Origin of the sequence: Tenacibaculum sp. HL-MS23, from assembly GCF_032463465.1 — a bacterium.
GTDB classification, from domain to species: Bacteria; Bacteroidota; Bacteroidia; order Flavobacteriales; family Flavobacteriaceae; genus Polaribacter; species Polaribacter bernardetii.
In genome coordinates, this window is record NZ_CP135989.1 from 2,669,632 (window position 1) to 2,696,337 (window position 26,706).

General features: G+C 31.7%; 25 protein-coding genes and 1 pseudogene. 15 read left to right on the forward strand and 11 right to left on the reverse strand.

Going from position 1 to position 26,706, the window contains the following annotated elements; genetic code table 11:
* Window positions 1-53: 53 nt before the first annotated feature.
* From ccoN to RRF68_RS12500, 8 genes are all read left to right on the forward strand, one after another.
* The gene (gene ccoN, locus RRF68_RS12465; protein WP_315944533.1) at window positions 54-2,252 is read left to right on the forward strand and encodes a cytochrome-c oxidase, cbb3-type subunit I; all 2,199 of its coding nucleotides are present in this window, start codon (window positions 54-56) and stop codon (window positions 2,250-2,252) included.
* A gap of 78 nt (window positions 2,253-2,330) precedes the next feature.
* On the forward strand, window positions 2,331-2,498 hold the full coding sequence (locus RRF68_RS12470) for a cytochrome C oxidase subunit IV (RefSeq protein WP_081411167.1): 168 nt from the start codon (window positions 2,331-2,333) through the stop codon (window positions 2,496-2,498).
* Window positions 2,499-2,509: 11 nt separating this feature from the next.
* Window positions 2,510-3,640 carry a cbb3-type cytochrome c oxidase N-terminal domain-containing protein gene (locus RRF68_RS12475; RefSeq protein ID WP_315944534.1) on the forward strand — a complete coding sequence of 377 codons (1,131 nt, stop codon included), beginning with the start codon at window positions 2,510-2,512 and terminating at the stop codon, window positions 3,638-3,640.
* Between the two features lie 25 nt (window positions 3,641-3,665).
* Window positions 3,666-5,087 carry a cytochrome c oxidase accessory protein CcoG gene (gene ccoG, locus RRF68_RS12480; RefSeq protein ID WP_315944535.1) on the forward strand — a complete coding sequence of 474 codons (1,422 nt, stop codon included), beginning with the start codon at window positions 3,666-3,668 and terminating at the stop codon, window positions 5,085-5,087.
* An 85-nt stretch (window positions 5,088-5,172) separates the two neighbouring features.
* Window positions 5,173-5,619 carry a FixH family protein gene (locus RRF68_RS12485; protein ID WP_315944536.1) on the forward strand — a complete coding sequence of 149 codons (447 nt, stop codon included), beginning with the start codon at window positions 5,173-5,175 and terminating at the stop codon, window positions 5,617-5,619.
* On the forward strand, window positions 5,619-6,317 hold the full coding sequence (locus RRF68_RS12490) for a sulfite exporter TauE/SafE family protein (RefSeq protein WP_315944537.1): 699 nt from the start codon (window positions 5,619-5,621) through the stop codon (window positions 6,315-6,317). The genes RRF68_RS12485 and RRF68_RS12490 overlap by 1 nt, the downstream gene beginning before the upstream one ends.
* Window positions 6,318-6,399: 82 nt before the next feature.
* Window positions 6,400-7,233, forward strand: a complete 834-nt coding sequence (locus RRF68_RS12495; protein ID WP_218773101.1) for a universal stress protein — start codon at window positions 6,400-6,402, stop codon at window positions 7,231-7,233.
* 46 nt (window positions 7,234-7,279) lie between these two features.
* On the forward strand, window positions 7,280-9,112 hold the full coding sequence (locus tag RRF68_RS12500) for a DUF885 domain-containing protein (RefSeq protein ID WP_315944538.1): 1,833 nt from the start codon (window positions 7,280-7,282) through the stop codon (window positions 9,110-9,112).
* Window positions 9,113-9,193: 81 nt separating this feature from the next.
* Here RRF68_RS12500 and RRF68_RS12505 read toward each other — a convergent pair whose 3' ends face one another.
* The 9 genes from RRF68_RS12505 to RRF68_RS12545 form a co-directional block, all read right to left on the reverse strand.
* Window positions 9,194-9,901 (reverse strand): DUF4369 domain-containing protein, encoded by a 708-nt coding sequence (locus RRF68_RS12505; RefSeq protein WP_218773099.1) that lies wholly within the window; start codon window positions 9,899-9,901, stop codon window positions 9,194-9,196.
* A 39-nt stretch (window positions 9,902-9,940) separates the two neighbouring features.
* Window positions 9,941-11,248, reverse strand: a complete 1,308-nt coding sequence (locus RRF68_RS12510; protein ID WP_218773098.1) for a DUF819 domain-containing protein — start codon at window positions 11,246-11,248, stop codon at window positions 9,941-9,943.
* Between the two features lie 31 nt (window positions 11,249-11,279).
* Complete coding sequence (locus RRF68_RS12515; protein ID WP_218773097.1) at window positions 11,280-11,939, reverse strand: DUF2490 domain-containing protein; 660 nt, start codon at window positions 11,937-11,939, stop codon at window positions 11,280-11,282.
* Between the two features lie 73 nt (window positions 11,940-12,012).
* Window positions 12,013-15,246, reverse strand: coding sequence for a VPS10 domain-containing protein (locus RRF68_RS12520; protein WP_315944539.1), 3,234 nt, complete (start codon window positions 15,244-15,246; stop codon window positions 12,013-12,015).
* A gap of 120 nt (window positions 15,247-15,366) precedes the next feature.
* Window positions 15,367-15,531 (reverse strand): Arc family DNA binding domain-containing protein, encoded by a 165-nt coding sequence (locus RRF68_RS12525; protein ID WP_218773095.1) that lies wholly within the window; start codon window positions 15,529-15,531, stop codon window positions 15,367-15,369.
* Between the two features lie 2 nt (window positions 15,532-15,533).
* Window positions 15,534-16,457, reverse strand: a complete 924-nt coding sequence (locus tag RRF68_RS12530; RefSeq protein WP_315944540.1) for an alpha/beta hydrolase — start codon at window positions 16,455-16,457, stop codon at window positions 15,534-15,536.
* A complete protein-coding gene (locus tag RRF68_RS12535; protein WP_315944541.1) occupies window positions 16,454-16,888 on the reverse strand; it encodes a DUF6141 family protein in 435 nt (144 codons plus the stop codon). The genes RRF68_RS12530 and RRF68_RS12535 overlap by 4 nt, the downstream gene beginning before the upstream one ends.
* 52 nt (window positions 16,889-16,940) lie before the next feature.
* Window positions 16,941-17,099 carry a DUF4177 domain-containing protein gene (locus tag RRF68_RS12540; protein WP_218773092.1) on the reverse strand — a complete coding sequence of 53 codons (159 nt, stop codon included), beginning with the start codon at window positions 17,097-17,099 and terminating at the stop codon, window positions 16,941-16,943.
* A gap of 31 nt (window positions 17,100-17,130) precedes the next feature.
* Window positions 17,131-17,991 (reverse strand): SPFH domain-containing protein, encoded by an 861-nt coding sequence (locus RRF68_RS12545; protein WP_218773091.1) that lies wholly within the window; start codon window positions 17,989-17,991, stop codon window positions 17,131-17,133.
* Between the two features lie 122 nt (window positions 17,992-18,113).
* Here RRF68_RS12545 and RRF68_RS12550 point away from each other — a divergent pair, with 122 nt between their 5' ends.
* The 7 genes from RRF68_RS12550 to RRF68_RS12580 all read left to right on the forward strand — a co-directional run bounded on the left by RRF68_RS12550 (window position 18,114) and on the right by RRF68_RS12580 (window position 23,203).
* The gene (locus tag RRF68_RS12550; RefSeq protein WP_275314856.1) at window positions 18,114-18,902 is read left to right on the forward strand and encodes a S1/P1 nuclease; all 789 of its coding nucleotides are present in this window, start codon (window positions 18,114-18,116) and stop codon (window positions 18,900-18,902) included.
* 128 nt (window positions 18,903-19,030) lie between these two features.
* A complete protein-coding gene (locus RRF68_RS12555) occupies window positions 19,031-19,543 on the forward strand; it encodes a TlpA disulfide reductase family protein (protein WP_315944542.1) in 513 nt (170 codons plus the stop codon).
* 2 nt (window positions 19,544-19,545) lie between these two features.
* The gene (locus RRF68_RS12560; RefSeq protein WP_315944543.1) at window positions 19,546-19,743 is read left to right on the forward strand and encodes a hypothetical protein; all 198 of its coding nucleotides are present in this window, start codon (window positions 19,546-19,548) and stop codon (window positions 19,741-19,743) included.
* Window positions 19,725-20,156 (forward strand): redoxin domain-containing protein, encoded by a 432-nt coding sequence (locus RRF68_RS12565; RefSeq protein ID WP_315944544.1) that lies wholly within the window; start codon window positions 19,725-19,727, stop codon window positions 20,154-20,156. The genes RRF68_RS12560 and RRF68_RS12565 overlap by 19 nt, the downstream gene beginning before the upstream one ends.
* A gap of 122 nt (window positions 20,157-20,278) precedes the next feature.
* Window positions 20,279-21,328: an NAD(P)/FAD-dependent oxidoreductase gene (locus RRF68_RS12570; RefSeq protein WP_315944545.1), complete on the forward strand. Its 1,050-nt coding sequence runs from the start codon at window positions 20,279-20,281 to the stop codon at window positions 21,326-21,328.
* Between the two features lie 12 nt (window positions 21,329-21,340).
* Entirely contained in the window at window positions 21,341-22,270 is a 930-nt protein-coding gene (gene ctlX, locus RRF68_RS12575; RefSeq protein ID WP_315944546.1) for a citrulline utilization hydrolase CtlX, read from the forward strand.
* Window positions 22,271-22,591: 321 nt separating this feature from the next.
* On the forward strand, window positions 22,592-23,203 hold the full coding sequence (locus RRF68_RS12580) for a flagellar motor protein MotB (RefSeq protein ID WP_315944547.1): 612 nt from the start codon (window positions 22,592-22,594) through the stop codon (window positions 23,201-23,203).
* A 63-nt stretch (window positions 23,204-23,266) separates the two neighbouring features.
* Here the strand turns inward: RRF68_RS12580 and RRF68_RS12585 are convergent, their stop codons facing one another.
* Together RRF68_RS12585 and RRF68_RS12590 are read right to left on the reverse strand one after the other, a co-directional pair.
* On the reverse strand, window positions 23,267-23,710 hold the full coding sequence (locus RRF68_RS12585; protein ID WP_275314848.1) for a hypothetical protein: 444 nt from the start codon (window positions 23,708-23,710) through the stop codon (window positions 23,267-23,269).
* A 63-nt stretch (window positions 23,711-23,773) separates the two neighbouring features.
* Window positions 23,774-26,688: pseudogene (locus tag RRF68_RS12590) on the reverse strand (FAD-binding and (Fe-S)-binding domain-containing protein).
* Window positions 26,689-26,706: the final 18 nt, after the last annotated feature.

A 26,706-nucleotide genomic window follows, 5' to 3' on the forward strand; every position in this document is an offset into this window, starting at 1 on the left:
TTTATGAAAATGAATAAAAAAAACTAACAATAGATATTAAATTCAATTAAATTATGGAAATGCAACAATTTTATTACGATAATAAGATCGTAAAAAAATTCATTTACGCCACACTATTATGGGGAATTGTAGGTTTCTCAGTAGGTTTATTACTGGCATTAATGTTTTTATTCCCAAATATTACAGACGGAATTTCGTGGTTAAGTTTTGGTCGTTTACGTCCGCTACATACCAATGCGGTAATTTTTGCATTTGTAGGAAATGCAATTTACGCAGGAGTTTATTATTCGTTACAGCGATTGCTTAAAGCACGTATGGCGAGTGATTTTTTAAGTAACTTTAATTTCTGGGGATGGCAATTAATTATTGTTGCAGCTGCCATAACACTTCCTTTAGGATATACAAGTTCTAAAGAATATGCAGAGTTAGAATGGCCTATAGATATTGCAATCGCATTAGTTTGGGTAGCTTTTGGTGTAAACATGATTTGGACAATCTTACAAAGAAGACAACGCCATTTATATGTAGCCATTTGGTTTTACTTAGGAACCTTTGTAACCGTTGCAGTATTACATATCTTTAATAGTTTAGCGTTACCTGTTAGTTTCTTAAAAAGTTATTCAGTGTACGCAGGTGTTCAAGATGCCTTGGTGCAATGGTGGTACGGGCATAACGCCGTAGCATTTTTCTTAACAACCCCGTTTTTAGGGTTGATGTATTACTTTGTTCCAAAAGCAGCAAACAGACCCGTATATTCATATCGATTATCAATCGTTCACTTTTGGTCGTTAATATTTATTTATATCTGGGCAGGGCCTCACCATTTATTATATACCGCTTTACCAACTTGGGCACAAAATTTAGGGGTTGCATTTTCAATTATGCTACTAGCACCTTCTTGGGGTGGAATGATAAATGGATTATTAACACTTCGTGGAGCTTGGGATAAAGTACGTACAGATCCTGTTTTAAAATTCTTTGTAGTGGCAATTACCGGTTATGGTATGGCAACTTTTGAAGGACCAATGTTATCTTTAAAAAATGTAAATGCCATTGCACACTTTAGTGATTGGATTATTGCACACGTGCATGTAGGTGCATTAGCATGGAACGGTTTCTTTACCTTCGGGATGATTTACTGGATGGTACCAAGATTATTTAAAACAAAATTATATTCTACAGCCTTAGCAAACTTCCATTTTTGGATTGGTACTTTAGGAATCATCATGTATACATTACCAATGTATGTGGCAGGTTTTGTACAAGCATCTATGTGGAAACAATTCAATCCAGACGGTACATTAGCGTATGGTAACTTTTTAGAAACAGTGGCTGAAATCATCCCAATGTATTGGATGCGTGCTATTGGAGGTAGTATGTTTATTGTTGGGGCATTTGTAATGCTATACAATATGATAAGAACTGTAAGATCTGGTAGCGATGTTACTGATGATTTAGCAGAAGCAGCTCCGTTAACAAAAGTGTCTAAAAACAGAACTAAAGGAGAAGGATGGCATACTTGGTTAGAAAGAAAACCAATCAAATTAACCATTTACGCAACTATAGCAATTTTAATAGGTGGTGTTGTACAAATTGTACCAACGTTGTTAGTAAAATCGAACATACCAACCATATCAAGTGTAAAACCATATTCACCTTTAGAATTAGAAGGACGTGATATTTATATTCGTGAAGGATGTGTTGGGTGTCACTCTCAAATGGTGCGACCATTTAGAAGTGAAGTAGAGCGATATGGAGAGTATTCTAAAGCAGGGGAATTTGTATACGATCACCCGTTCTTGTGGGGGTCTAAACGTACAGGGCCAGATTTACATAGAATTGGAAGCAAATATTCTGATAGTTGGCATTTAAATCACATGTATGATCCACAAAGCACCTCACCGGGTTCTATTATGCCAGCATATCAATGGTTGGTCAGAAATAAATTAGATAAAAGTAATACGGAAGGGAAGATGAAAGCAATGGTTTCTCTTGGTGTTCCTTATTCGGATGAAGAAATAGCAAATGCGCAAACCAATATGGATGCACAAGGAGCTAAAATTCAAGAAAACTTACATCAAGATCCTGATTTTGCTAAAAACTATGCTTCAGATAAAAAGTATGCAGCCGAAAATGGGCAAGTTTTCATAGAAATGAAAGATCGTGAAATTGTCGCTTTAATTTCTTACCTACAAAGATTAGGTACTGATATAAAAGTAAAAGATGTTCAAAAACAATTAAGTAGACAATAGTCTAATAAATTATAAATAACATTTAAGAACAAGTGTTAAAATATTAAAAATTCACTAAGCGAGTAAAAATTAGAAATTATGTTAAAATTCGTAAAAAACCATATGGAGAGCATTACAGGTATAGAAATATACCCGATGATCTCATTAACAATATTCTTTACCTTTTTTATGGTGTTATTTTGGTGGGTGTTTACTGCCAAAAAAGAATATATAAGTAAGGTAAGTGATTTGCCTTTAAATGACTAAAAAAAAATATTATGAAAAAATATATTCAATCAATAGTATCTTTTCTTTTTGTTTTTTCAATGCCATTTATTTTAGCAGCGGCATTTAAGGCATATGAAGAACCTTTTAATTTTTTAGAAAATTCGTTAGTCTGGTTTATAGCAATTGGTTTTGGTTTGGTGGTGCTTTTAAAAGAGGTTTTATCGAACACCGTTGTAAATAAAGCAAATGAGTTAATGCCAAAGAATTACACAAGAGTGCAATCTGTAATCTCATTTTTGTTTACATTTTTAACACCTTTTGTGCTAGCAAAGGCTATAAGCTCTTATGAAAACCCATATAATTTCTTAGAAAACCCTTTAGTTTGGTTAGGTCTTATTGCCTTTGGTTTTGTTTGTATCGCTAAAGAAATACTTACAATTACTGGTGTTAAGAAAATAGAGGAGGTTGCTATGATTAAAGCAGGAGTAAATCCTGATGAAGTAGATCATTGGGCTTGGGCTAGAAAGTTAATTACTAAATGGACAGAAGCTAAAGCAGTAGAGCAAGAAGAAGAAATTATCTTAGATCATAATTATGACGGAATTAAAGAGTTAGATAATAACTTACCGCCATGGTGGGTATACATGTTCTATGGAACCATAATTTTTGCTGTAGTATATTTAGTAAGGTTTGAAGTCTTAGATGGTTATACACAAGAGATGGAATATGCAGAGTCTGTTGCAGTTGCTAAAAGAGAATTAGCAGCTTATAAGTCAACATCAAAAGATGCAGTTATCGATGCTGAAACAGTAACAGTTTTAACATCAGAAAGTGATTTAAAAAGAGGTAAAGCTGTATATAACTTAAACTGTGCTGCTTGTCATATTGGCGATGGTGGAGGAGGAATTGGACCTAATTTAACCGATGAATATTGGTTGTTAGGCGGCGGAATTAAAAACGTTTTTGCAACGATAACTAATGGTGGTAGAGACGGAAAAGGAATGGTTGCCTGGGGCAAAACATTAAAGCCTGTAGATATTCAAAAAGTAGCAAGTTATATAATGTCTATGCAAGGTACCAAACCTGCAAATCCTAAGGCAGCACAAGGTGATTTGTATAAAGACGAGTCGCAACAAGTAACAGAAGAGGTTAAAGCAATAGCAAAAGATAGTTTACAATAATAGTATTTGGTTTTAATAGTTAACAATGGAGACACCCAAGAACGAACAATTTAGAGATAGTATTGGTACCATCAATAATGAAGGTAAGCGTGCTTGGGTATATCCTAAAAAACCAAGCGGACGTTTTTATAAGTACAGATCGTACGTTAGTTATTTTTTATTACTGATTTTATTAGCTGCACCATTTATTAAAATTAATGGAAACCAGTTTTTATTATTTAATGTAATAGACAGAAAATTTAATATTTTCGGATTTCCTTTTTGGCCACAAGATTTTCACTTATTAGTGGTTTCAATGATTGTGGGTGTTGTTTTCGTAATTCTATTTACCGTTGTTTTCGGACGTATTTTCTGTGGATGGATTTGTCCGCAAACCATATTTTTAGAGATGGTTTTTAGAAAAATAGAATATTGGATTGATGGAGATAGAGGAAAACAAATCCGTTTGGAAAAACAACCTTGGAATGCCGAAAAAATTAAGAAACGACTATTAAAATGGTTCCTGTTTTTTATCATTTCATTTTTAATAGCTAATGTGTTTTTAGCCTATTTAATAGGTGGTGATACGGTTATTGATTATGTAACAGGCAATCCGTTAGATAATACAAACACTTTAATTTCTTTATTAATATTCACGGCAGTTTTCTACTTTATTTTTGCGTGGTTTAGAGAGCAAGTATGTATTATAGCTTGTCCGTATGGTAGGTTGCAAGGTGTTTTATTAGATAATAAAACAATTAATGTTGCTTATGATCATGTGCGTGGAGAGGGAGAAACAGGAAGAGCAAAATTTAATAAAAAAGAAGACAGAGCAACAAGTGGTAAAGGAGATTGTATTGATTGCTTTCAATGTGTAAATGTATGCCCTACAGGAATTGATATTCGTAACGGTACGCAATTAGAATGTGTAAACTGTACCGCTTGTATAGATGAATGTGATCATATGATGGAAAACGTAGGTTTACCAAAAGGGTTAATTCGTTTTGCAAGCGAAGAAAATATTGAAAAGAAAACACCTTTTCAATTTACCGCTAGAATGAAAGGATATACTGCCGTTTTAGGAATTTTAATAGCCGTTTTAATTGGGATGTTGTTTTTAAGAAATGATGTAGAAGCAACTATTTTACGATTACCAGGGCAATTGTATCAACACAAAGAAAACGGAATTATCAGTAATATTTATACCTATAAAGTAATTAACAAAACAACAAAACAGATTGATGATGTAAGTTATAAGTTACTTTCTCATAAGGGAAAAATAGAAACGGTAACACATCAAAGTTTTGAAGTTCCGAAACAAGGATTAGCAGAAGGAACTTTGTTTATAGAATTACATCAATCAGAAATGAAAAAAGAAAAGATAAATCTTAAAATAGGTGTGTATAGTGGTAATAAGTTAATAGAAACCACTAAAACTAATTTTTTAGGACCAAGAAGTTATCGATAATAATTTTGTCATTACGAGGAAGTAATCTCTTAATAAATTAGCAGATTGCTTCATTTTATTCGCAATGACGTTAAAAACAAGAAAAATGAAACTAAACTGGGGCACGGGTATCGTAATTGCAATTATTGCATTTATGAGTTTTATAATGTATTTCGTTATATCAATGAGTACAGGTGAAAATTACAATCACGATTTGGTAACTGAAAAGTATTATCAAAAAGAATTAGAATTTCAAGAAAATATTGACGCAACAAAAAATGCAAAAGATTTAAAAGAAAATATTATAGTAAAAAGAGTACCGGAAGGTTTAAGGATCTATTTTCCAACAGAATTTAATCCTACTGATATTAAAGGAAAAGTGTTCCTATATAGACCATCTAATAAGCAATTAGATTTTGAAATACCTATTTCAATTTCTAATACATATTTGCTCGTGCCTGAGAAACGTTTGTTAGGTGGTCGTTGGAACATTACTGTTTCTTGGAACTATAAAAATAAGACATATTTGTATCAAAAAGAATTAATTTATTAATGTTTATATCTGCGATCATATTTGGTTTGGTAGGTAGTTTTCATTGTATTGGTATGTGCGGGCCAATTGCTTTTATGTTGCCCGTTGATAGGACAAATAAGATAAAACAGTTTTTTCAAATACTTAGTTATCACTTAGGGCGTTTATTCACCTATAGTTTAATTGGTTTGTTGTTTGGTTTTTTAGGGAAAGGATTTTATTTCTTCGGATTTCAACAGCAACTTTCAATTATAGTAGGTGTTTTAATGGTTTTGGCTATTGTTTTACCAAAGGCTTTTCAGAAATATAATTTTTCAAAACAGCTGAATAGGTTTATCATGAAAGTTAAATCAGCTCTTGGAAAAGAATTAAAGAAGAAAGGAAATGATACTTTTTTTACCATCGGTTTTCTAAACGGATTTCTTCCTTGCGGATTGGTGTATATGGCTGTTTTCGGCGCACTAGCAACAACGAATGCTTTGTCTGGAAGTTTATATATGTTTATTTTCGGATTGGGAACAATTCCGTTAATGACCATCGTTGTTTATGTAGGTAATTTTGCGAACGGATTAGTGCGAAAAAGAATTCAACAAGCAATTCCGTTTGTAGTTGTTTTTATAGGTGTTTTATTTGTATTACGAGGTTTGGGTTTAGGAATTCCTTATGTTTCACCTTTACCTATAACCAATTTAGTAAACACAGTACAAGGTTGCCATTGAGTTAATTACGTATCAAAAATCTTCTTTTTTCTGATATAAATTTAGTAACTTTATAGGAGTAGTTAAACTTAAAAAATACATTATGAAAAAAATAATAATCCCTGTCGATTTTTCGATTCATTCAGAAAATGCATTACAAACAGCTGCTTTTTTAGCAAAAGAGAATAATGCAGAAATTGTAGTAGTTCATATGTTAGAATTATCAAATTCATTAATTAATCAATCAGATGAATCAGCTAATCAAGAAACTTTTTTTTATTTAAAATTAGCAGAAAAAAGATTTAAAGAATTCCTAGATAAAGATTATTTATCGGATATTAAAGTAACGCCGATAATTAAGCATTTTAAAATTTTTAGTGAATTAGATGAATTAGCTAAAGAAGAAAATGTAGATTTAATTGTAATGGGTTCGAAAGGAGCTGACGGATTAAAAGAGATGTTTATTGGTTCTAACACCGAAAAAGTAATTCGCCATGCGCACGTGCCTGTAATGGTTATTAAAGAACAACCAATTACTAAAAAAATAGAAAAAGTAGTTTTTGCATGTGATTTTACCAATGACGATGTATCTCCTTATATAGAAGCTAAAGCTTTTTTTAATAAATTAGGAGCTAAATTACAACTAGTATACATAAACACACCTACCACAAAATTCAAAAACACGAAAGAATTAGAAGAAGAAATGAAAGTGTTTTTTAATAAAGCCAATGAAAGTGCGAGCAGTATTAATGAGGTTAAAATAATTTCTGATTACTCGGTGGAAAAAGGAATTTTATATTTTGCTAATGCAAGCAATGCAGATATTGTTGCTGTAGCCACTCATGGTAGAAAAGGAATTTCTCATTTCTTTGAAGGTAGTATTTCAGAAGATATTGCTAATCATAGTAAATTACCAATAGTTTCATTTAAAATATAGTGTTCATCTAATTTTGTATCTTTTCCGATATAAAATAACTACAAAGATGAAACTAAGATTAATTACAATTTCAGCTTTAGTTTTTACTTGTTTTTTACAATCGTGTAAAGAAGATGTAAAAACTAAAGTTATTACTAAAGAAGAAATTTCAGAACATTCCAAAAAAGCAAATACCTTTTTCGACGAACAATTTAAAGGACATTTAAATCGTCACCCAATGGATCAAACCTACTTAGGTATTAAAAAAGATGCAGATAAATGGAATGATATTTCTGATGCATTTGCTAAAGAAGAATTAGTACATACCAAAAATGCATTAACATGGTTAAAGGATTCTTTAAACGTAACTAAGTTAAATGCAAGTACTAAGTTAAGTTATGATTTATTTAAGCAGCAGCTAAAGAATGAAATAGCAGATTTTAAATATCGTTTTCATACATATCCTGTAAATCAAATGCACGGAATGCAGTCTGAAATTCCGGCATTTTTAATAAATATGCATCAGGTAACGTCAACCAAAGACGCTGAAAATTACATCGCCAGATTGCACAATTTAAAACCTTTATTTAGTCAATTAGTTAAGAACTTAAAAGAACGAGAAAGTAAAGGCATTATGCCTCCTAAATTTGTTTTTGCAAAAGTATTAGAAGACTCTAAGAACTTGATAAAAGGAAAACCTTTTGATAATTCAAGTAAAACAAGCACATTATTAAACGATTTCACGAACAAAGTGAATAAACTAACTATTAATGCCGAAGAAAAAGAAGCATTGATCGAGAAAGGAATTGTGGCTTTAAAAGAAGGAGTTTTACCAGCATATAAAAACTTAATTTCAACTTTAGAAGCTCAAGAGAAAATAGCAACTACAGATGCTGGCTCATGGAAGTTTCCTGAGGGAGAAGCTTTTTTTAACAATGCTTTAAAAAGAACTACAACAACGAACTTAACATCAGAAGAAATTCATGAAATAGGTTTAAAAGAAGTAACTCGTATTCATGATGAAATGCGTGTTATAATGAAGGGCACAGGTTTTGAGGGATCTTTAAAAGAGTTTTTCGAATTTATGAAGAAGGATAAGCAATTTTATTATGCCGATTCTAAAGAAGGAAGACAGGTTTATATGAAAGAAGCAACGCATATGATTGATAGTATGAAAACTCGATTAGACGAGTTGTTTATAACAAAACCAAAAGCAAAGTTAATTGTAAAAGCAGTAGAACCCTTCAGAGAAAAATCAGCAGGAAAAGCATTTTATCAACAGCCAGCAATAGATGGATCAAGACCTGGTACTTATTACGCTAACATGTATGATATGGCAAGTATGCCGTCTTATCAAATGGAAGCTTTAGCTTATCATGAAGGAATTCCTGGTCATCACATGCAAATAGCAATTGCACAAGAACTACAAAATGTACCTATGTTTAGAAAGTTTAGTAGTTACACTGCTTATATTGAAGGGTGGGGATTATATTCTGAATATATTCCTAAAGAAATGGGTTTTTATGCAGATCCATATTCCGATTTTGGTCGTTTAGCAATGGAGCTTTGGAGAGCTTGTCGTTTGGTTGTTGATACTGGTATTCATACTAAAAAATGGACACGTGAAGATGGAATTAAGTATTACACTGATAATACTCCAAATGCTGAATTAGATGCCGTAAAAATGGTGGAACGTCATATTGTAATGCCAAGCCAGGCAACGGCCTATAAAATAGGAATGTTAAAAATATTAGAGCTTCGTGAAAAGGCAAAAGAAGCTTTGGGTGATTTGTTTAATATTCGCGAATTTCACGATGTAGTTTTAACCAATGGTCCGTTACCTTTAAATGTTTTAGAGAACTTAGTTGATGTGTATATAAATAATAAAAAAAGTAAGTAAACAACGGTTGTAACATAACTGTGAAACAAAAAACTCGATACAATTAGTATCGAGTTTTTTTAAATTTATGAAAAAAAGCCATTATTTAGCGCCTTCTTCAGCTTTTATTCGGTTGATAAACTTATTTAAGCGTTTACCATAATTAGAGTTCTTTACTTTATCGGTTAAATTATTATTAATAGTATCTAATAAAATAATATTAGCATCAAATAATTCAGTTAAAGCAATATAAGGTGCAGCTTCACTATCTGCATTGTTTTTAGCAAACTGAGTCGTAAATAAAAAACGTTTACGTATCATTTTTTTGTAATCTGAATCTAATTTTGCAATCAATTCTTCATCATTAGCTTGACGAGCTTCTAAATTTTTCTTAACAAAATCTAATCGCCTATCTTTAAATCTTTGGTCAAAATCACGGTATTTATCCATTACTTCTTGATTTTTAGATCCTTTTATTTCTGGACTAAAACCAAACTCTTCTAATTTATCGTTGATGGTGATTTCTCCTTTTTCACCAAAAAACATCAATCTCTTTTCATCGGTATTTCCATCAAAAGTTAAATAATACATTTCAGGAGACTCAACATTATCGGTTAAAATAAATTTATCATCGCCTAATAACGCTACAGAATCTACAGATACTATTAACGTATCGTTCATTTTCTGAAGGTACAATGTACCTTTTTTTAATCCTTTAATTTGACCTTTAACAATCATGTTTCCTTCTTTCTTAGAAGAACAAGCAAAAGCTAATATTGAAAACGCACAAATGGCGATAAGTTTTTTCATGTTATTTTAAATTTAGAGTTGCAAATATGCAGAATTCTCTTATAAAGTAGCAGATATTTCCATTAAAATTGTACATAAAATTGCACCAACAGTTCCAATTGCATATCCGAATACCGCTAATAAAACACCAACAGTTGCTAATGAAGGATGAAATGCTTGTGCCACGATAGGGGCAGAGGCAGCACCACCAACATTTGCTTGGCTACCTACAGCTAAGAAGAAATAAGGGGCTTTAATTAATTTAGCAACTAAAATTAACAAACCAGCATGAATTGCCATCCAAACAAAACCGATAGCTATTAAACCAACATTATCAAAAATCATTGTTAAATCCATTTTCATACCAATAGTTGCTACTAAAATGTAAATAAAAATACTTCCTATTTTACTAGCTCCTGCTCCTTCATAATTTTTTGCTTTGGTGTATGATAAAACAATAGCAATAATGGTTGAAATACTAATTAGCCAAAAGAAGCCCGAGCCTAAAAAGGTAAAAATATTTCGCCAAGTTTCTGACTGAATTTCAGCAACTAAATCGCTAAAAAACGAACTTAAAAAAGAAGCTGCAAAATGCCCAAAACCAACAGTTCCAAATGCAATAGCTAGCATAATCATAAAATCAGTTAACGTAGGGTTTCTTTTAACGCCTTGTGTAAATTTAGACACACGTTCTTTTAAATCTTCAATAGCTGAGGTGTCTGCACCTAACCATTTGTCAATTTTTTCTTTTCTACCAATTCCTATTAATAAAATAGCCATCCAAACATTTGCAATTACGATATCAACAAATACCATTCCGCCATATTTGGCAGGATTATATTGGTAAATTTCTAGCATTGCAGTTTGATTTGCTCCACCACCAATCCAACTTCCTGCCAGTGTTGAAAGTCCACGCCAAACTGCATCAAAATCTGCACCACCAACTGTTTCTGGAGAAAATAAAGATATTAATAAAATAGCAATTGGTCCACCAATAATAATTCCGACTGTTCCTGTAAAAAACATAATTAATGCCTTAGAACCTAAGTTGAAAATTGCTTTTAAATCGATACTTAATGTCATTAAAACTAATGCTGCAGGTAGTAAAAAACGACTAGCAACATAATACAATTGAGATTTTCCTTTTACAACTTCACCAGTTACGGTTGCAGTTTCCCATTCGGGAGAAATCACGCCAAAAGTAGTGAAAATAGCAGGTATAAAATAAGCCATAAAAAGACCTGGTACTATTTTATAAAATTTAGGCCAAAATCCGTCGGTTTTAGATTCTGTATAAAATACAAATCCTAAGGAAATCATTAAAATTCCGAATACAATTGCATCGTTTGTAAAAGTTGGTGCGCTCATGTTTTAATTAGTTTTTTGCTAAAGTAGGTTTTTATTTCTTCTTACGATGATCTGTGCTAATAGCAACACCTAAGAGAATTCTATTAAAATTACCGTCACCATTTACATTTATTCTTTGGTAGCCAACTTTAAATGTTGTTTTTTTAGATGAGTGATATTTAAAACCTGCGCCCAACCAATTTTGATTGTAAGCTTCATCATCAAAATCAAAAAATACTTCATTGTATAAATAAGTACTCCACTTTTCGTTTAAAGGATGGCTTAACCCGATTTGATAGCGTAAAAAATGAGAAGTTGTTGAATTAAAAAAACGTTGTTCAGCTCTAAATCTATGAGCAAAACCAAGTTTGTTTATTTTATGTTTGATATTAAAGTCTTCATAAATACGGTGTTCATTAACTTCACCTCCGTCAACGTCAAAAGAACCATCGGTGTTTAAATACGAATAGCCTAAAGTAGCGCTCATGTTTTTATTGATTTTGTAATTTCCACCTAATCGACCAATAAATTGCTGTAAATCATCACCAATTTCAAAAAAACGAAAATGAGCCATCGTTTTTAAACTCAACTTATCAGAAATTTGATGAGAACCGTTGTACATATACCAAGCTCCTAATTCGTTTTGAGGAGTGTTCTGAGCGGTGTTTTTTAATGAGAATAAAATAATAAAGATAAAAATTGCTTTTTTCATAATGTATGTAATATTAAAATCTCCTACGCTAAAGGGTAGGAGATTTTTAAATTTAATTAAGTTTCAAAAATAATTAATTTATAGAAAAAGTACTCGTTTTTTTGAAAGGAGAAATTTCAATTTTTTCAACAGTCGATTTATACTTTTTCCAATCTTCAGAAAAGAAAATATTTGTTTTTTCTATTCCTTTAGTATAAGATTTTTTAAACTGATTTATTAATTGTTTTTCAGTTGCTGTTTGTTTGCCAAATCTACTACCAACATACCAACGAGCTGTACTAAAACGATTGTTTATTGTAACTTCAGGATTGCGAGTAATTCCTTGTCTTTTATCAATTGTACCTAAATACATTGCGATTAAAGTATCAATTTTTTTGATGATTTCTTTTGATGCTTTTATTTCTACCTTGTATTTCTTTTTATCTTCTTTGGTAAATTTAGATTTTAAAGAAGTTGCTGTGTTTTTACTTTCTACCAATTGTTTTACAACACTTGCCATTTTTTCTTGATAGGTTTCCAACTCTTTGCTAGCAGCGTATTTTTGATTGATAGCTTCTTCTGATATTTGTAATCTAGGATCAAATTCAACTTTAATAATTTGTTCAGAAACGGCATCTCCAAAAGTCATTTTTAACTTATAAATTCCTGGTTTTACAGTAACACCTCCAGGTTCTCTAGTTTGCTTTCTGATGCGCCTTGAAGCTCTAGCAACACCTTTTTCTCTTAGATACCACGTAGTTTTGTGTAATCCGTTTTCTTTAGGAGTTTTAAATTTCAGGGTTCTTATTTTTCGAGAGCCATCAAAAATTTCAAGTTTAATAGAATCATGTTTAATCTTGTTTTCATCTTTTTTAGAGTTATCGGCTACGCTCGAATTGGCCTCTTTTTTGTTTTTCGTTTTGTCTTGTTTCTTGCTTTTATCTTCTTTTTTCTCAACTTTCGTATTGTTGATGTAATAAGAAATTTGTGCACCACGTTTTCTGTTTTCACCTTGATACATAGCATCGGCACCAAACCTACTTCCTGTTGGCTGTTGGCTAGCTGCCTGATAAGCAGTTGGTGGAGCAAACAAGGTTAATTTTTGATTGGTAACATTACTTTTTGCCATAGCACGTAGTGGGCGAATATCATCTAAAACCCAAGCAGCTCTACCAAAAGTACCAATTACCAAGTCGTTTTCACGAGGATGAATTACTAAATCTTTTACAGGAACAGTTGGGAAACCATTTGTCCATTTAGTCCATTTTTCACCAGCATTTAAAGAAATGTATAATCCGTCATCGGTTCCTAAAAACAATAAATTTTCATTTTCAGGATCTTCAATAATACAAAGCGCATAGCTTTCTACATCATCCTTATCAACAATACGTTGCCAAGTTTTTCCGTAATCTTTAGTTCTGTATGCATACGGCTCGTAGTTAAAACGTCTGTAATCGTTGGCAACTAAAAGTGCTTCACCTTTATTTTTGTTAGACGCTTTTATTTGTGTTATCCAAGAGTTTTTAGGTAAGTCTTTAATGTTGTTAGCAACGTTTGTCCAAATTTCACCACCGTTTTTTGTGATGTGAACTTGTCCGTCATCAGTAGCAGCCCATAAAACATCTTTTTGTAAAAGAGAAGGCTCAATCACTAAAACGGTACAGTGATTTTCAGCACCAGTAGCATCCATCGTTAAACCACCACTTTCTGCTTGTTTTAATTTTTCTGGATTATTGGTTGATAAATCAGGCGAAATCACCTCCCAAGTTAATCCTTTATCGGTTGATTTATGCACAAACTGACTTCCGAAGTAAATTGTTGAATTATCAAAAGGATCAATATTAATAGCAGAGTTCCAGTTGAAACGTAATTTTACACTCGCATCCTTATGTGTTGGTTTTACGTTGTAATTATTACCTGTTTTATAATCGTATCTAGAAACAGAACCTTGCTGACTCATCGTCCATCCATAACGCGAATCATCTTTATCAGGAACTACATCAAAACCATCACCAAAACTAATTTCTTGCCAGTAACTATTTCTAATTCCTTGAGATTTCCAGACATAAGCAGGGCCGCGCCAAGAACCGTTGTCTTGCATTCCTCCGTAAACATTATACGGATATTCATTATCAACATTAATATGATAAAATTGAGCCACAGGAAGATTTCCTATAAAACGCCAAGACTTTCCGCCATCTTTGGTGATGTTTAATCCGCCATCATTACCATCAATCATAAATTTTCCATTCTTCGGATGAATCCACCATGCGTGATGATCTGGATGGACTCCGTTATCAACACCATAAGCAGGCATTAATTGTTTGAATGATTTTCCGCCATCTTGCGAAACATTGATGTAGGTAAAAACAGTGTATAATCTGTTTTCATTTTGCGGATCTACATAAATTTCAGAATAATAAAAAGGACGATTTCCAATACCAGGTTTATCATTTATTTTTTTCCATTTAAACCCACCATCTTCACTTTTGTAGAGCGCATTCTTTTTTGCTTCCACTAAAGCATAAATCACATCTGGATTGTTAGGAGCAATGGCAACACCAATTCTGCCTAATTCTCCTTTCGGAAAACCTTCTTTTTCGGTAATTTGCTTCCAATTTTCTCCACCATCGTGTGTAATGTACATTCCACTACCTTTTCCACCAGACTTAAAAAACCAAGGATCGCGTTTGTGTTCCCACATGGCAGCTATTAATTTATTAGGGTTTGACGGATCCATAATTAAATCGGCTGCACCTGTTTTTATATTGTTGAATAAAATTTGTTTCCAAGTTTTACCACCATTAGTAGTTTTATAAACACCACGCTCTTTATGCTCACCCCAAGGCGAACCAATGGCACCAACATACACAATATCAGGATTTGTAGGATGAATAATTACACGATGAATATGACGTGTTTTTTCTAACCCCATAGCTTTCCATGTTTTACCAGCATCTAACGATTTGTAAATTCCGAAACCACCATTTAAACTATTTCTAGGATTTCCTTCACCAGTTCCTGCCCAAATAATACTCGGATTTGATTGCTGAATTGCTATAGCGCCAATAGAAGCAGTTAGTTCTTTTTCGAAAATAGGTTGCCATTTAATTCCGCCCGAAGTAGATTTCCAAATTCCTCCTGATGCAGTACCAACGTACATAATTTCGGGATTCGATTCTACAACATCAATGGTTGTTACACGTCCCGACATTCCTCCAGGACCAATGTTTCTAGGTTTCATGTTTTTAACTAAATCCATCGAAAATTCTTGAGAAAATACAAGCGATGTAATAAGTAAAAATAAGACAGAAAATATTCTTTTCATTATAGTTAGTTTGATTTGCAGAACAAGTTACAAAATAGAAAACCACTCAATATTTACTGAGTGGTTTTTAACATTTTATTAAGATTTTGGAAGTGAATAAAATTGCTTCAAAAATTAAATTTATTCGTCTTTCTTTTTAGGTTCGCGTTTGGCTTCCTTCAATGCTTGCATTAGCATCCATTCTATTTGGCCGTTTGTAGAGCGAAATTCGTCAGCAGCCCATTTTTCAATAGCTTTAATCATATCTTCGTTTACGCGAAGCGCAAATGCTTTCTTTTTTGCCATAGTTATTTTTTTACAAAAGAAACAACGGTTTTAATCAATTTATCGGATAAAGGATAATCAGCAGAAAAATAAGAGTTCATGTTGTTTTCATCTTTATCAATATGTTTTAACACATGATTCATATTTTCTATAACTACTAATTCAGACTTCGAATTAGATATATGTAATGTTTTTGCATCTTCTATTGACACTTGTAAATCTTTCGTTCCGTTAATGATTAATACAGGAATATTTATTTTTTTAATCTCTTCGGATGGATTGTATTGCATCCAGCTTTTAAAAAAAGGTGTATTCTGTGGATTAAACATTGTTACTAAAGAAGGATTTACTTTTTTTATAGTACCAGTTTCTTTTAATTCTTTAAAATGTTCTTGTAGCGTATTAACAATAAGCGGGTTTTTGGTTTTCATTTGATCAACTATTTTCTGATCGATAAAACCAGACGGCCCTGCTAATGAAATGTATTTATCACTGTTTTTACTAGCTAACATTGCTATTAATGAACCTTGACTGTGACCGATTAAAACAATTTCTGAAAACCTGGTATCATTTTTAAAATGAGAGATTACTTTTTTTGCATCAGAAATAAAAGAGTCAAACAAGATTCCTTTTTTTAATACTGCCATGTTTTTTTTATTAGCAGTTCTCTTATCGTAGCTAAAAAAAGCAATGTTATGTTGGTTAACGCTGTCGCGGAATTGTTTTATATAGTTGGCTTTAACGTAAGGAAGTTGGTTTCCGTTTCGGTCAACATTTCCAGAACCGTGAATCCAAATTAATAACGGAGTTTTATCCTCAGAATACGTTAAGGTTCCTGGTAATTCAATTCCGTTATTTTTTATTAATATTTCTTCAGATTTTACTTGTGCAAAAGCAACTACAATACTAAAAGTATAAAAAATAATAAGCGCGATTATTCTAATCATGATAATTTGTTTTTATAGGTTTCTAAAACACGAGTAGCTTCATTTTTTTTCTGAGAACCAATTAAGAATTTTTTACCATTTTTAAACTCGAATAAGATGCCAATATTACCTTTTACAGTATATGAGTTTAGCTTAATTCCCCATCCGCCGTAATCGGTAATTGGTTTGTATTTTATAACTTGAACATTTTTAATGGTTTCCCATTTAATTATCTTAAATTTAGATTGAATAGGAGAAAAGCGATAATAAATTCCGGTTTTATCTATTCTTGTTTTTAATTTTAAATAGAAGAAAAACACTGTAACTAATAAAAAAACACTACAGGTAATTATTAAAAAATTATTTGATGTAGGCTTGCTTCCGAAAGGAGTTTTTAATATCAACTGTTGATAAATACCAAAGAAGAAAAATAAGTTTAGGCCTAAAAACACAAGCCAAATCCACCATTGTGTAAACGTTGTTCTTCTTTAAATATTTTCATTATTACCTATTCTTGTTACGTTCAAATATAATGCCCCCAGTACTTTGAAATATGTTATTTACAACCCAACCTTCTCTTGCATATTGATTTAAAAGATCTTCATACTTCTGAGTTCTATTCCTTATTCCTAATTTTGGTTGTACTACTTTATATTCTTTCATAATATGTTATTTCTTGATGAATTATTTTTTTTTAATGACTTAAAGTTCCTGCGTTAACTACTGGAGAAGCTTCTTTATCACCACATAAAATAACTAATAAATTACTAACCATAGCAGCTTTACGTTCTTCATCTAATTCAACAATTTGTTTTTTATTTAATTCTTCTAAAGCCATTTCAACCATTTCTACAGCACCTTGCACAATTTTATGACGAGCAGCAACAATTGCTGTTGCTTGTTGGCGTTTTAACATAGCGCTTGCAATTTCTTGTGCATAAGCTAAATAACCTATACGAGCTTCTAAAACTTCGATTCCGGCGATAGATAAGCGCTCATCTATTTCTTTTTCTAAAGCTTCACTTACTTCATTTACACTAGAGCGAAGTGTAATATCTTCATCGTGCCCTTCATCAGCAAAATTATCATAAGGGTACATGCTTGCTAGTTTACGTACTGCTGCATCTGTTTGTACACGAACAAAGTTTTCATAATTATCAACATCAAAAGCAGCTTTATAAGTTTCCGTAACACGCCAAACTAAAATGGTAGAAATCATTACAGGATTTCCTAATTTATCATTTACTTTTAAACGCTCGCTATCAAAATTACTCGCTCTTAACGAAATTGTTCTTTTTTTATATAAAGGATTCGCCCAGTACAAGCCATTGTCTTTTATAGTACCAACATATTTACCAAAAAGTAAAATAACTCTAGAATTATTGGGGTTAACTAAAATAAAGCCAAACATTCCTATAAGTCCAATTATAGCAATAGGAATAAAAATTGGAGTTTCATTTATTATAGATGTTGTAATTCCGCCAAAGAATAATGTTAAAACTATTAGTAACATTAAATAACCGTTTGCTGGTTTTATTATTTTTTCTGCTTTCATGTTTCGTTTGATTTATTGTGATATCATTTTGATATTGTAAAGATATGCTTAATTTTTTGTTAAATCCAAATTTCCAAATGAATATTTTTATATTTTAGCAAAAAATTAAGATAGTTTTATTTATGAAAACGAAAATATTATTAGTGTTATGTGCTTTTTTTATAAGTGCTTCATCTATTGCCAATAATGATGATGTTTGGGGGCAAACAGGTCATAGAACAACAGGTAAAATTGCCGAAAACAACCTGACAAAAAAGGCAAAAAGAAAAATAGCTGCGTTATTACAGGGTGAGAGTTTAGCTTTTGTATCTACGTATGCAGATGAAATAAAATCAGATAGAAAAACATTTGGTAAATATTCTACTTGGCATTATGTAAACATGCCTTTTGATGTTAGGTACGAAGCATCTGAGAAAAATCCAAAAGGTGATTTAGTTACCGGAATAGAAGAATGTGTAAGAGTTTTAAAAGATGAAAAAAGTTCGGTTGAAGACAAGCGTTTTCATTTAAAAATGCTAGTACATTTAGTAGGAGATCTTCATCAGCCAATGCATATTGGTAGAAGGGAAGACAAAGGAGGAAATACCCTTCAAGTTCAATGGCATGGAAAAGGATCAAACTTACATAGGGTTTGGGATACCGATATGATAGAAGGTTGGAAAATGAGTTATGTTGAGCTGGCTCATAACGCTAAAGATTTATCAAAAGAACAAATAAAACAGCTTCAAAAAGGAAGTGTAGTTGATTGGGTACATGATACACACGAATTAACTAAAAAAGTATATGGATCAGTTAAATCTGGAGATAAATTACGTTATCGTTATTCGTATGATTATTTTCCTGTTGTTAGAGAACAATTACAAAAAGGAGGTTTACGTTTGGCGAAATTATTGAACGACATCTTTTGCTAAAAAAAAAATTAAATAAATAGAAAAGCTCGAAAGGTTACCTTTCGAGCTTTTTTAGTTGTTAATGTTTCGTTAATTAAGTTTTTTTTAAAAATATAATCAATTAATTTAGAGGTAAATAAAAATGAAGTATGTATAGATTTCGATTTTTAATACTTTTTGCTTTGATAATTTCTTCTTGTAAAAAGAATAAGGAAACAAAAGAAGAGTCAACAATTCAAAATGAAATAACCACATTAAATTATAACGAGTTAAAGCCGTTTTTGCATAAAAACGATGATAAAACGTATGTGATTAATTTTTGGGCTACATGGTGTTTGCCTTGTGTAAAAGAATTGCCAGCTTTCGAAAAACTAAACAAAGAATTTAAAGATAAAAATGTTGAGGTTATTTTAGTAAGTTTAGATTTTTCAAAACAAATAGAAAGTAACTTAATTCCGTTTATAAAAAAGAAAGAAATAAAATCGAAAGTATTGCACTTCGAAGATAAAAATGAGCAATTCTGGATTCAGGATATAGCAGATAGTTGGTCGGGATCAATACCTGCAACACTTATTTATACTAAAAATAAGAGAAAGTTTTATGAGCAATCGTTTCATTACGAAACCTTAAAGAATGAATTACAAACCTTTTTAAATCAATAAATATGAAAATTTTTAAAATAGTATTAATGTTTGTTGTAATTGCAACAATTTCAGCATTTACAATAAATGAAACGAAAGGATATAAAGTAGGAGATGTAGCGTCAGACTTTAATCTTAAAAATGTAGATGGTAAGATGGTTTCTTTGGCTAATTTTAAAGAAGCTAAAGGTTTTATTGTTGTATGTGTCCGTATTCTGTAGCAAACGAAGATCGTTTAAATGCTTTAGATAAAAAATATAGTAAAAAAGGATATCCAGTAATTGCTATCAATCCAAATGATCCTGAAGTATCAAAAGGAGATAGTTTTAACGACATGAAAATTCGTGCAAAGGAAAAAGGATTTACTTTTCCTTATTTATTTGACGAAGGTCAAAAAGTATACCCAATGTACGGCACAACAAAAACGCCACATGTGTATATTTTAAGTAAAACAGCAGGTAAATTAATTGTTGAATATATAGGCGCTATTGATGATAGTTCTAGAGACGAAAGCAATGTATCTGAACGTTTTGTAGAAGATGCTGTAGATGCATTGTTAAAAGGTGATAAACCTGCTAAAAAATATACCAGAGCAATAGGTTGTTCAGTTAAAGATAAAAGATCTTTAAAGTAAGAGAAGCAAATTTATAAAATCTTTAAAAGAATAAAATACTACCTAAAGACTATATTAAAATTATAGTTTCTAGGTAGTATTTTGTTTTTACCTTTGGTGTGTAAAACGATAAAGAAGAACAAATGTTAGATTATGTAATAATTGGAGGAGCACAAGCAGGATTATCGATGGCTTACCATTTAAAAAAAATGGAAAAAAAGTTTGTAGTTATTGATGGTGAAAAAGAGATTGGCGCTTCTTGGTTAAATAGATGGGATTCTTTAAAATTATTTACACCTACGGAGTACAATCACTTGCCTGGTATGAAATTTAACGCTTCAAAAGGGCATTATCCTACTAAATTTGAAGTTAGTAATTACTTTAAATTATATGTAGAAAAATTTCAAATTCCTTTACAATTAGATACGCTAATTACCTCTGTAAGAAAAAATGAAAAAGGGTTTTATGTTTCTTATAAAGATGGTGAAATTCAAACCAAAAATGTAATTGTTGCCACAGGACCGTTTCATATTCCGTACACACCGCCGTGTCATACGAAAATATCAGAAACTGTTTCTCAGATGCATAGCAACTACTATAAAAGAGTAGATCAGCTGCAAAAAGGAGACGCTTTGGTTGTTGGAGCAGGAGATTCTGGGTATCAAATTTTAGATGAAATATCTAAAGATAAAAACAGAACCGTTTATTTTTCTGGAAACACAAACGTAAAATCATTACCACAACAGTTTTTAGGTAAAACACTTTGGTGGTGGTTTACTTTAATTGGTTTTTTAAGTTATAGTAAATATAGTTGGATTGGTAAACGAATTAACTCATCTGTACAGCCAGTGATTGGTACAGATGTTAAAGAAATTTTGTCTAGAGAAAATGTAATCGCTGTTGGAAGAACAAAAGATGCTTTAAATAGTGAAATAGAGTTCGAAAAAGATAAAATATCAACGATTAAAAACATTGTTTGGGCAACTGGATATCGCCCAAATTTTAAATGGATAGAAGGTTTGGAGTTAGACGAAGATGGTTATCCTAAAAACTATAGAGGCGTAAGCAATATAAACGGCTTGTTTTTTATTGGTTTACCTTGGATGTTTACTCGTGGCTCTGCAACTTTAGGTGGCGTTTCAAAAGATGCCAAATATTTAGCAGATATTATTAGCAAGAAAAATAAACAATAATACTTTAAGAGTATGCAACAAACTACCAATACTATTTTAATGGTTCGTCCGGCTAGTTTTAGAATGAACGAGCAAACAGCTATAAATAATTATTACCAACAAGAATTAGCAGGTATGTTACCGGCTACAATTAATGCAAAAGCACAGCAAGAATTCGATGCTTTTGTAATTAAGTTAAAAGCAGTAGGTGTTAACGTTATCGTTGTTGAAGGTACTAAAGAACCAGATACACCAGATGCTTTGTTTCCTAATAACTGGATTTCTTTTCACGAAAACGGAGATGTTGCTATTTATCCGATGTTTGCTGAAAATAGGCGTTTAGAAAAACGAGAAGATATATTAGAAATATTAGAAGAAAAAGGTTTTGAAATTAAAAATGTAATTGATTATTCTGCAGCCGAAGAAGAAGGTCTTTTTTTAGAAGGAACCGGAAGTATGATTTTAGATCGTACATATAACAAAGCATACTGTGCTTTATCGCCAAGGGCGGATGAAGAATTGTTCATTGAGTTTTGTGAAGATTTTGAATACACTCCTGTAGTATTTACAGCAAACCAAACTATAAACGAAAAACGAGAAGCTATTTACCATACGAATGTAATGATGTGTGTGGCAGAAAGTTTTGCTATCATCTGTTTAGAAGCTATTGATGATAAAAAAGAAAAGAAAAATGTGTTAAAACATTTAAAATCTGATAAAAAAGAAATTATAACTATTACCGAAAAGCAAGTAAATCAGTTTGCTGGTAATATGTTACAAGTAAAAGGGGCTAATGACGAACGCTTTTTAATAATGAGCTCATCAGCATATAAGTCCTTGACAAAAGAACAGTTACAAAAAATAGAAAAGCACAATGCAATTATTCATTCACCATTAGATACAATAGAATTTTGTGGAGGCGGAAGTGCACGTTGTATGATGGCAGAGATATTTTTAAAATAACAAGGGTTGTTTATACTATAAGAGATAATAATACGTTTAACATTACTTAAACTATTAAAAACAATCAATAATGAAAAAAGTATCCCTTCTATTAATTGTCGCAATTATTGCAACATCTTGTGTTTCTAAAAAAAATACGTTGAGTTAGAACAACGATATACCAATACTAAAGGTACTCTTCAGAAAACAGCATTAGAAAAAGAAGAACTAGAAGCTAAGTTTGCTAAAATTGAAAAAAGAGTAGACAACTACAATACCAAAATAAACTCTTTAAAAGGAATCAATTCAAACCTTAAAGAAGAAAATGATGTAAAATTAGATATGGTTGAAGGAGCTGTAATATCTAATTCGATGAAAGTTAAAATGCGTAAAACTTTAGCAAATGTTGATGCTGCTGAATTAGCAGAAGCTAAAACATTAAAGGATTCTATGGATTTAGCAGTTTCTTATAAACTTAAAAAATCAATCAATGTTCCTGAATTACAAAACTCTGACGATATTAATGTAAATATCGATAAAACGGTAGTAATGATATCTATTTCAGATAAAATGCTATTTAGAACGGCTAGTTATAAGGTGAATAGTAGAGCATACAAAACGTTAAAGAAGTTAGCAGAGATTATCAAGTCAGAACCAAGCATGGATGTAATGATTGAAGGGCACACCGATTCAAGAAAAATTCATAATGATGTAATACAAGATAATTGGGATTTAAGTGTAAAAAGAGCTACATCAATAGTTCGTATTTTAGAAAAAAAATATGGCGTAAATCCTAATAGATTAATTGCTTCGGGTAGAGGTTCATCTTTACCTTTAGTAGATAATAAAACAAGCGCAAATAGAGCTAGAAACAGAAGGACTAAAATTGTTATTTTACCTAATTTAGATAAGTTTTTTGGTTTATTAGCAGAAGAAGAGGTGATTCAGCCATAGTATAAAAGACTTTTAAAAAAAACCTCCGATCTTAATCGGAGGTTTTTTTGTGCTTTAAATTGATTAAATAATTACTGGCTTATAGTTTTTATAATATTGCATTAAAATAAAAGAACAAATAACTGAAGAAGCAATTCCCTCAATAGCTAAAGCGAATACAACTAAACCAAGACTTAAATTTTGTCCCCAGAAAGCAGAATCTTCTAAAATATTTATAAGAGAAGGGTTTATGAAATCTACATAAAATATTAGGCCTATAATCGTAAATCCAACGGCAACAATAGAGGTTCCTATACCAACAGAAAAATTATTAAAATATAAAGATTCTTTATTTGCATTGATATTCGTTTTTATGGCATTGTTTATTCCCCAAAGAACAAAGGCAAAGTTTAAGAAACGTAATTCTGAAACATGATCTAAACCTAAAACTTTCATCAATAGAAAAAAGCCGACGATCCCTGCAAAAATTAATAAAGCATTGTTAATTATTATTTTAGTACTACTCATAACATGGTGTTTTAAATTAACATATGCTTAAAAATACAAAATAAATACATGAAAATCAACTAATTAAATAAAGGCTTCTTTTAGGATCGTAATTGGGTGTTTAGCAATGCGCTTGGTTCCGTCATAAATTTGATGGCGACAACTCGTTCCTGCTGCAGCAATTTCTGTTTCTATAGTGCAGTTTCTAATTTTTGGAAATAAGGTGTCTTCACCAACTTGCATACTTACTTTATAGTGTTCTTTTTCGTACCCAAAACTACCCGCCATACCACAACAACCAGTGTTCATAATAGTAACTTTGTAGTTCTTCGGGATATTTAACATCGTAAAACTAGCGTGTGTTGATGATAATGCCTTTTGATGACAATGCCCATGAATTTTAAGTTCCTTGCTTTTTAAAGTAAATAAAGAGGTGTTAATATTGCCTTTTTTAATTTCAGAAGCTAGAAACTCTTCAATAGTAAAAACATTTTTAGCTATTTTTTCTGCGGATGATTTATCTTCAGCTAAACGAATATATTCATCTCTAAAAGTTAAAATAGCAGAAGGTTCTATTCCTATTAGTGGAGCTTCATCAGAAATTAAATCTTTAAAAATAGCAACATTTTTATTCGCCAATTCTTTGGCTTCTTTTAAAAATCCTTTAGAAATATGGCTACGACCGCTTTCTTCGTGTTTATTATATTTTACTTCGTATCCTAATTTTTTTAGAACTGTTACAGCGTCTTTACCAACTTCGGCATCGTAAAAATTAGTAAACTCATCGTTAAATAAATAAACAGTTTTTTTAGAGGCCTTCTCGTCTGCGCTCGAAGTGGCAATTTGTTTTTTTAACCAACTATCTAAAGGCTGCTTTCCTAATTTAGGAACCGAGCGTTGTATGGCAACTCCCATTATTTTTTTAGCCAATAATGTATTGGTTAAAAAGTTTGTTATTGTAGGAACTTTACTTCCTAATTTATTATATTTTGCATTATTTGCAAATAAACTACTACGAAAAGAATAACCGTTGGTTTCTTGATATTGATATAGAAATTCGGCTTTCATAGAAGCTATATCAACATTACTTGGGCATTCTGTAGCACAAGCTTTACAACTTAAGCATAAGTCTAAGACTTGTTTTAATTCTTTAGAATCGAATTTGTTTTCGGCAGTATTATTTGTTAAAACTTCACGTAACATATTGGCTCTTGCTCGTGTAGTTTCTTTTTCATTTTTGGTAGCTCTGTAACTCGGACATAATGTTCCGCCAGCTTCAGGAGATTTACGGCAATCACCAGAACCGTTACATTTTTCAGCCAATTTTAAAATACCTTCACTTTCAGAAAAATCTTGTAATGTTTTTATAACAGGTTCTTTTCTGTCGATTTCATAACGCAAGTTTTTATCCATCGGAAAAGCATCTGTAATTTTTCCTTTGTTAAATACGTTATTCGGATCGAAAGCTTTTTTTATTCGTCTTAATAATTCGTAGTTTTTATCGCCAATCATTAACGGAATAAATTCAGCACGTACAATTCCGTCACCATGTTCACCACTAAACGAACCTTTATATTTTTTTACAAGTTGGGCCGTTTCAGTTGTTATCTTTCTAAATAAAACAACATCTTCTTGCTTTTTTAAATTCAATATCGGGCGTAAGTGTAATTCCCCAGCTCCAGCATGTGCATAATACACGGCATCTTGCTGGTATTTATCCATTATTTGGGTAAACTCTTCAATATATTCTGGTAAGTCATTTAAAGCAACTGCAGTGTCTTCAATACAAGCAACGGCTTTCATATCTCCCACAATATTACCAAGTAAACCTAATCCGGCTTTTCTTAAATGATGCACTTTGGCAATGTCATTTCCATATACTTTCGGATAATGATACCCGAAGTTATTTGCTTTTAAATCTTTTATTAATTCGTCTGCTTGTATTTCTGCTTCTTCAATAGTGTTTGCAGAAACTTCTAGCATTAAAACAGCTTCAGGATCGTCTTGTAAAAAGAAGCGATTTTTAGCTTGTTCTCTATTGTTTTTGGTGCAATCTAAAATTACTTTATCCATTAATTCACACGCATATAATTTGTGCTTCATAGCGGTTACGGTAGCTTTTAAGCTTTCATTTACACTCGTAAAATGCGGACAAACCATAATGCTATAAGTAGGTGGTAAGTCGTTTAAATGAATGGTGATTTCGGTTGAAAAAACTAACGTTCCTTCACTACCAGATAAAAATTTAGCGGTATTAATAGTAGGTTCATTTCCACCGAATAAATCAGAGGTTAAAAACTCATCTACTGCATAACCTGTATTTCTACGATGAATTTCTGGCTTAGGAAATTCATTTATTATTTCTTGTTGAATTGCTTCTTGAGAAAGTTCTGTATAAATGGTTCTGTAAATAGTACCTTCTAAAGAGTTCTCTATTTTTTTTGGTTGAATTCTTGCGAAGTAATTTCGGTAAAAAGAACATTACTTCCGTCAGATAATAATCCTTCGATAGCTAACACTTTATCGCGTGTAACTCCGTAACGAATAGAAGTGCTTCCTGATGAATTATTCCCCACCATACCGCCAATCATGCAGCGGTTAGAAGTTGAGGTGTTTGGACCAAAAAATAATCCGAAAGGTTTTAAGAACCTGTTTAAATCATCTCGTATAATTCCTGGTTGAACAGTGATGGTTTTTTGCTGCTCATCAAAAGCTAAAATATTGGTAAAATGTTTAGAAACGTCAACAACAATTCCATCACCAACGCATTGACCTGCAAGTGAAGTTCCTGCAGCCCTCGGAATTAAAGTGATGTTGTTTTTTGTAGCAAAATCAATTAAAAGTTTAAGATCTTCACTATCCTTCGGATAAGCTACAGCTAGCGGAATTTTACGATAAACTGAAGCATCTGTGGCATATAGAGTTTTGTGTAAATCATCAAAAAATAATTCACCTTTTAAACTCTTTTCTAAATCTAGTAATTGTGTTGTTTTTGCCATTATCTAAGCACCTAAAAG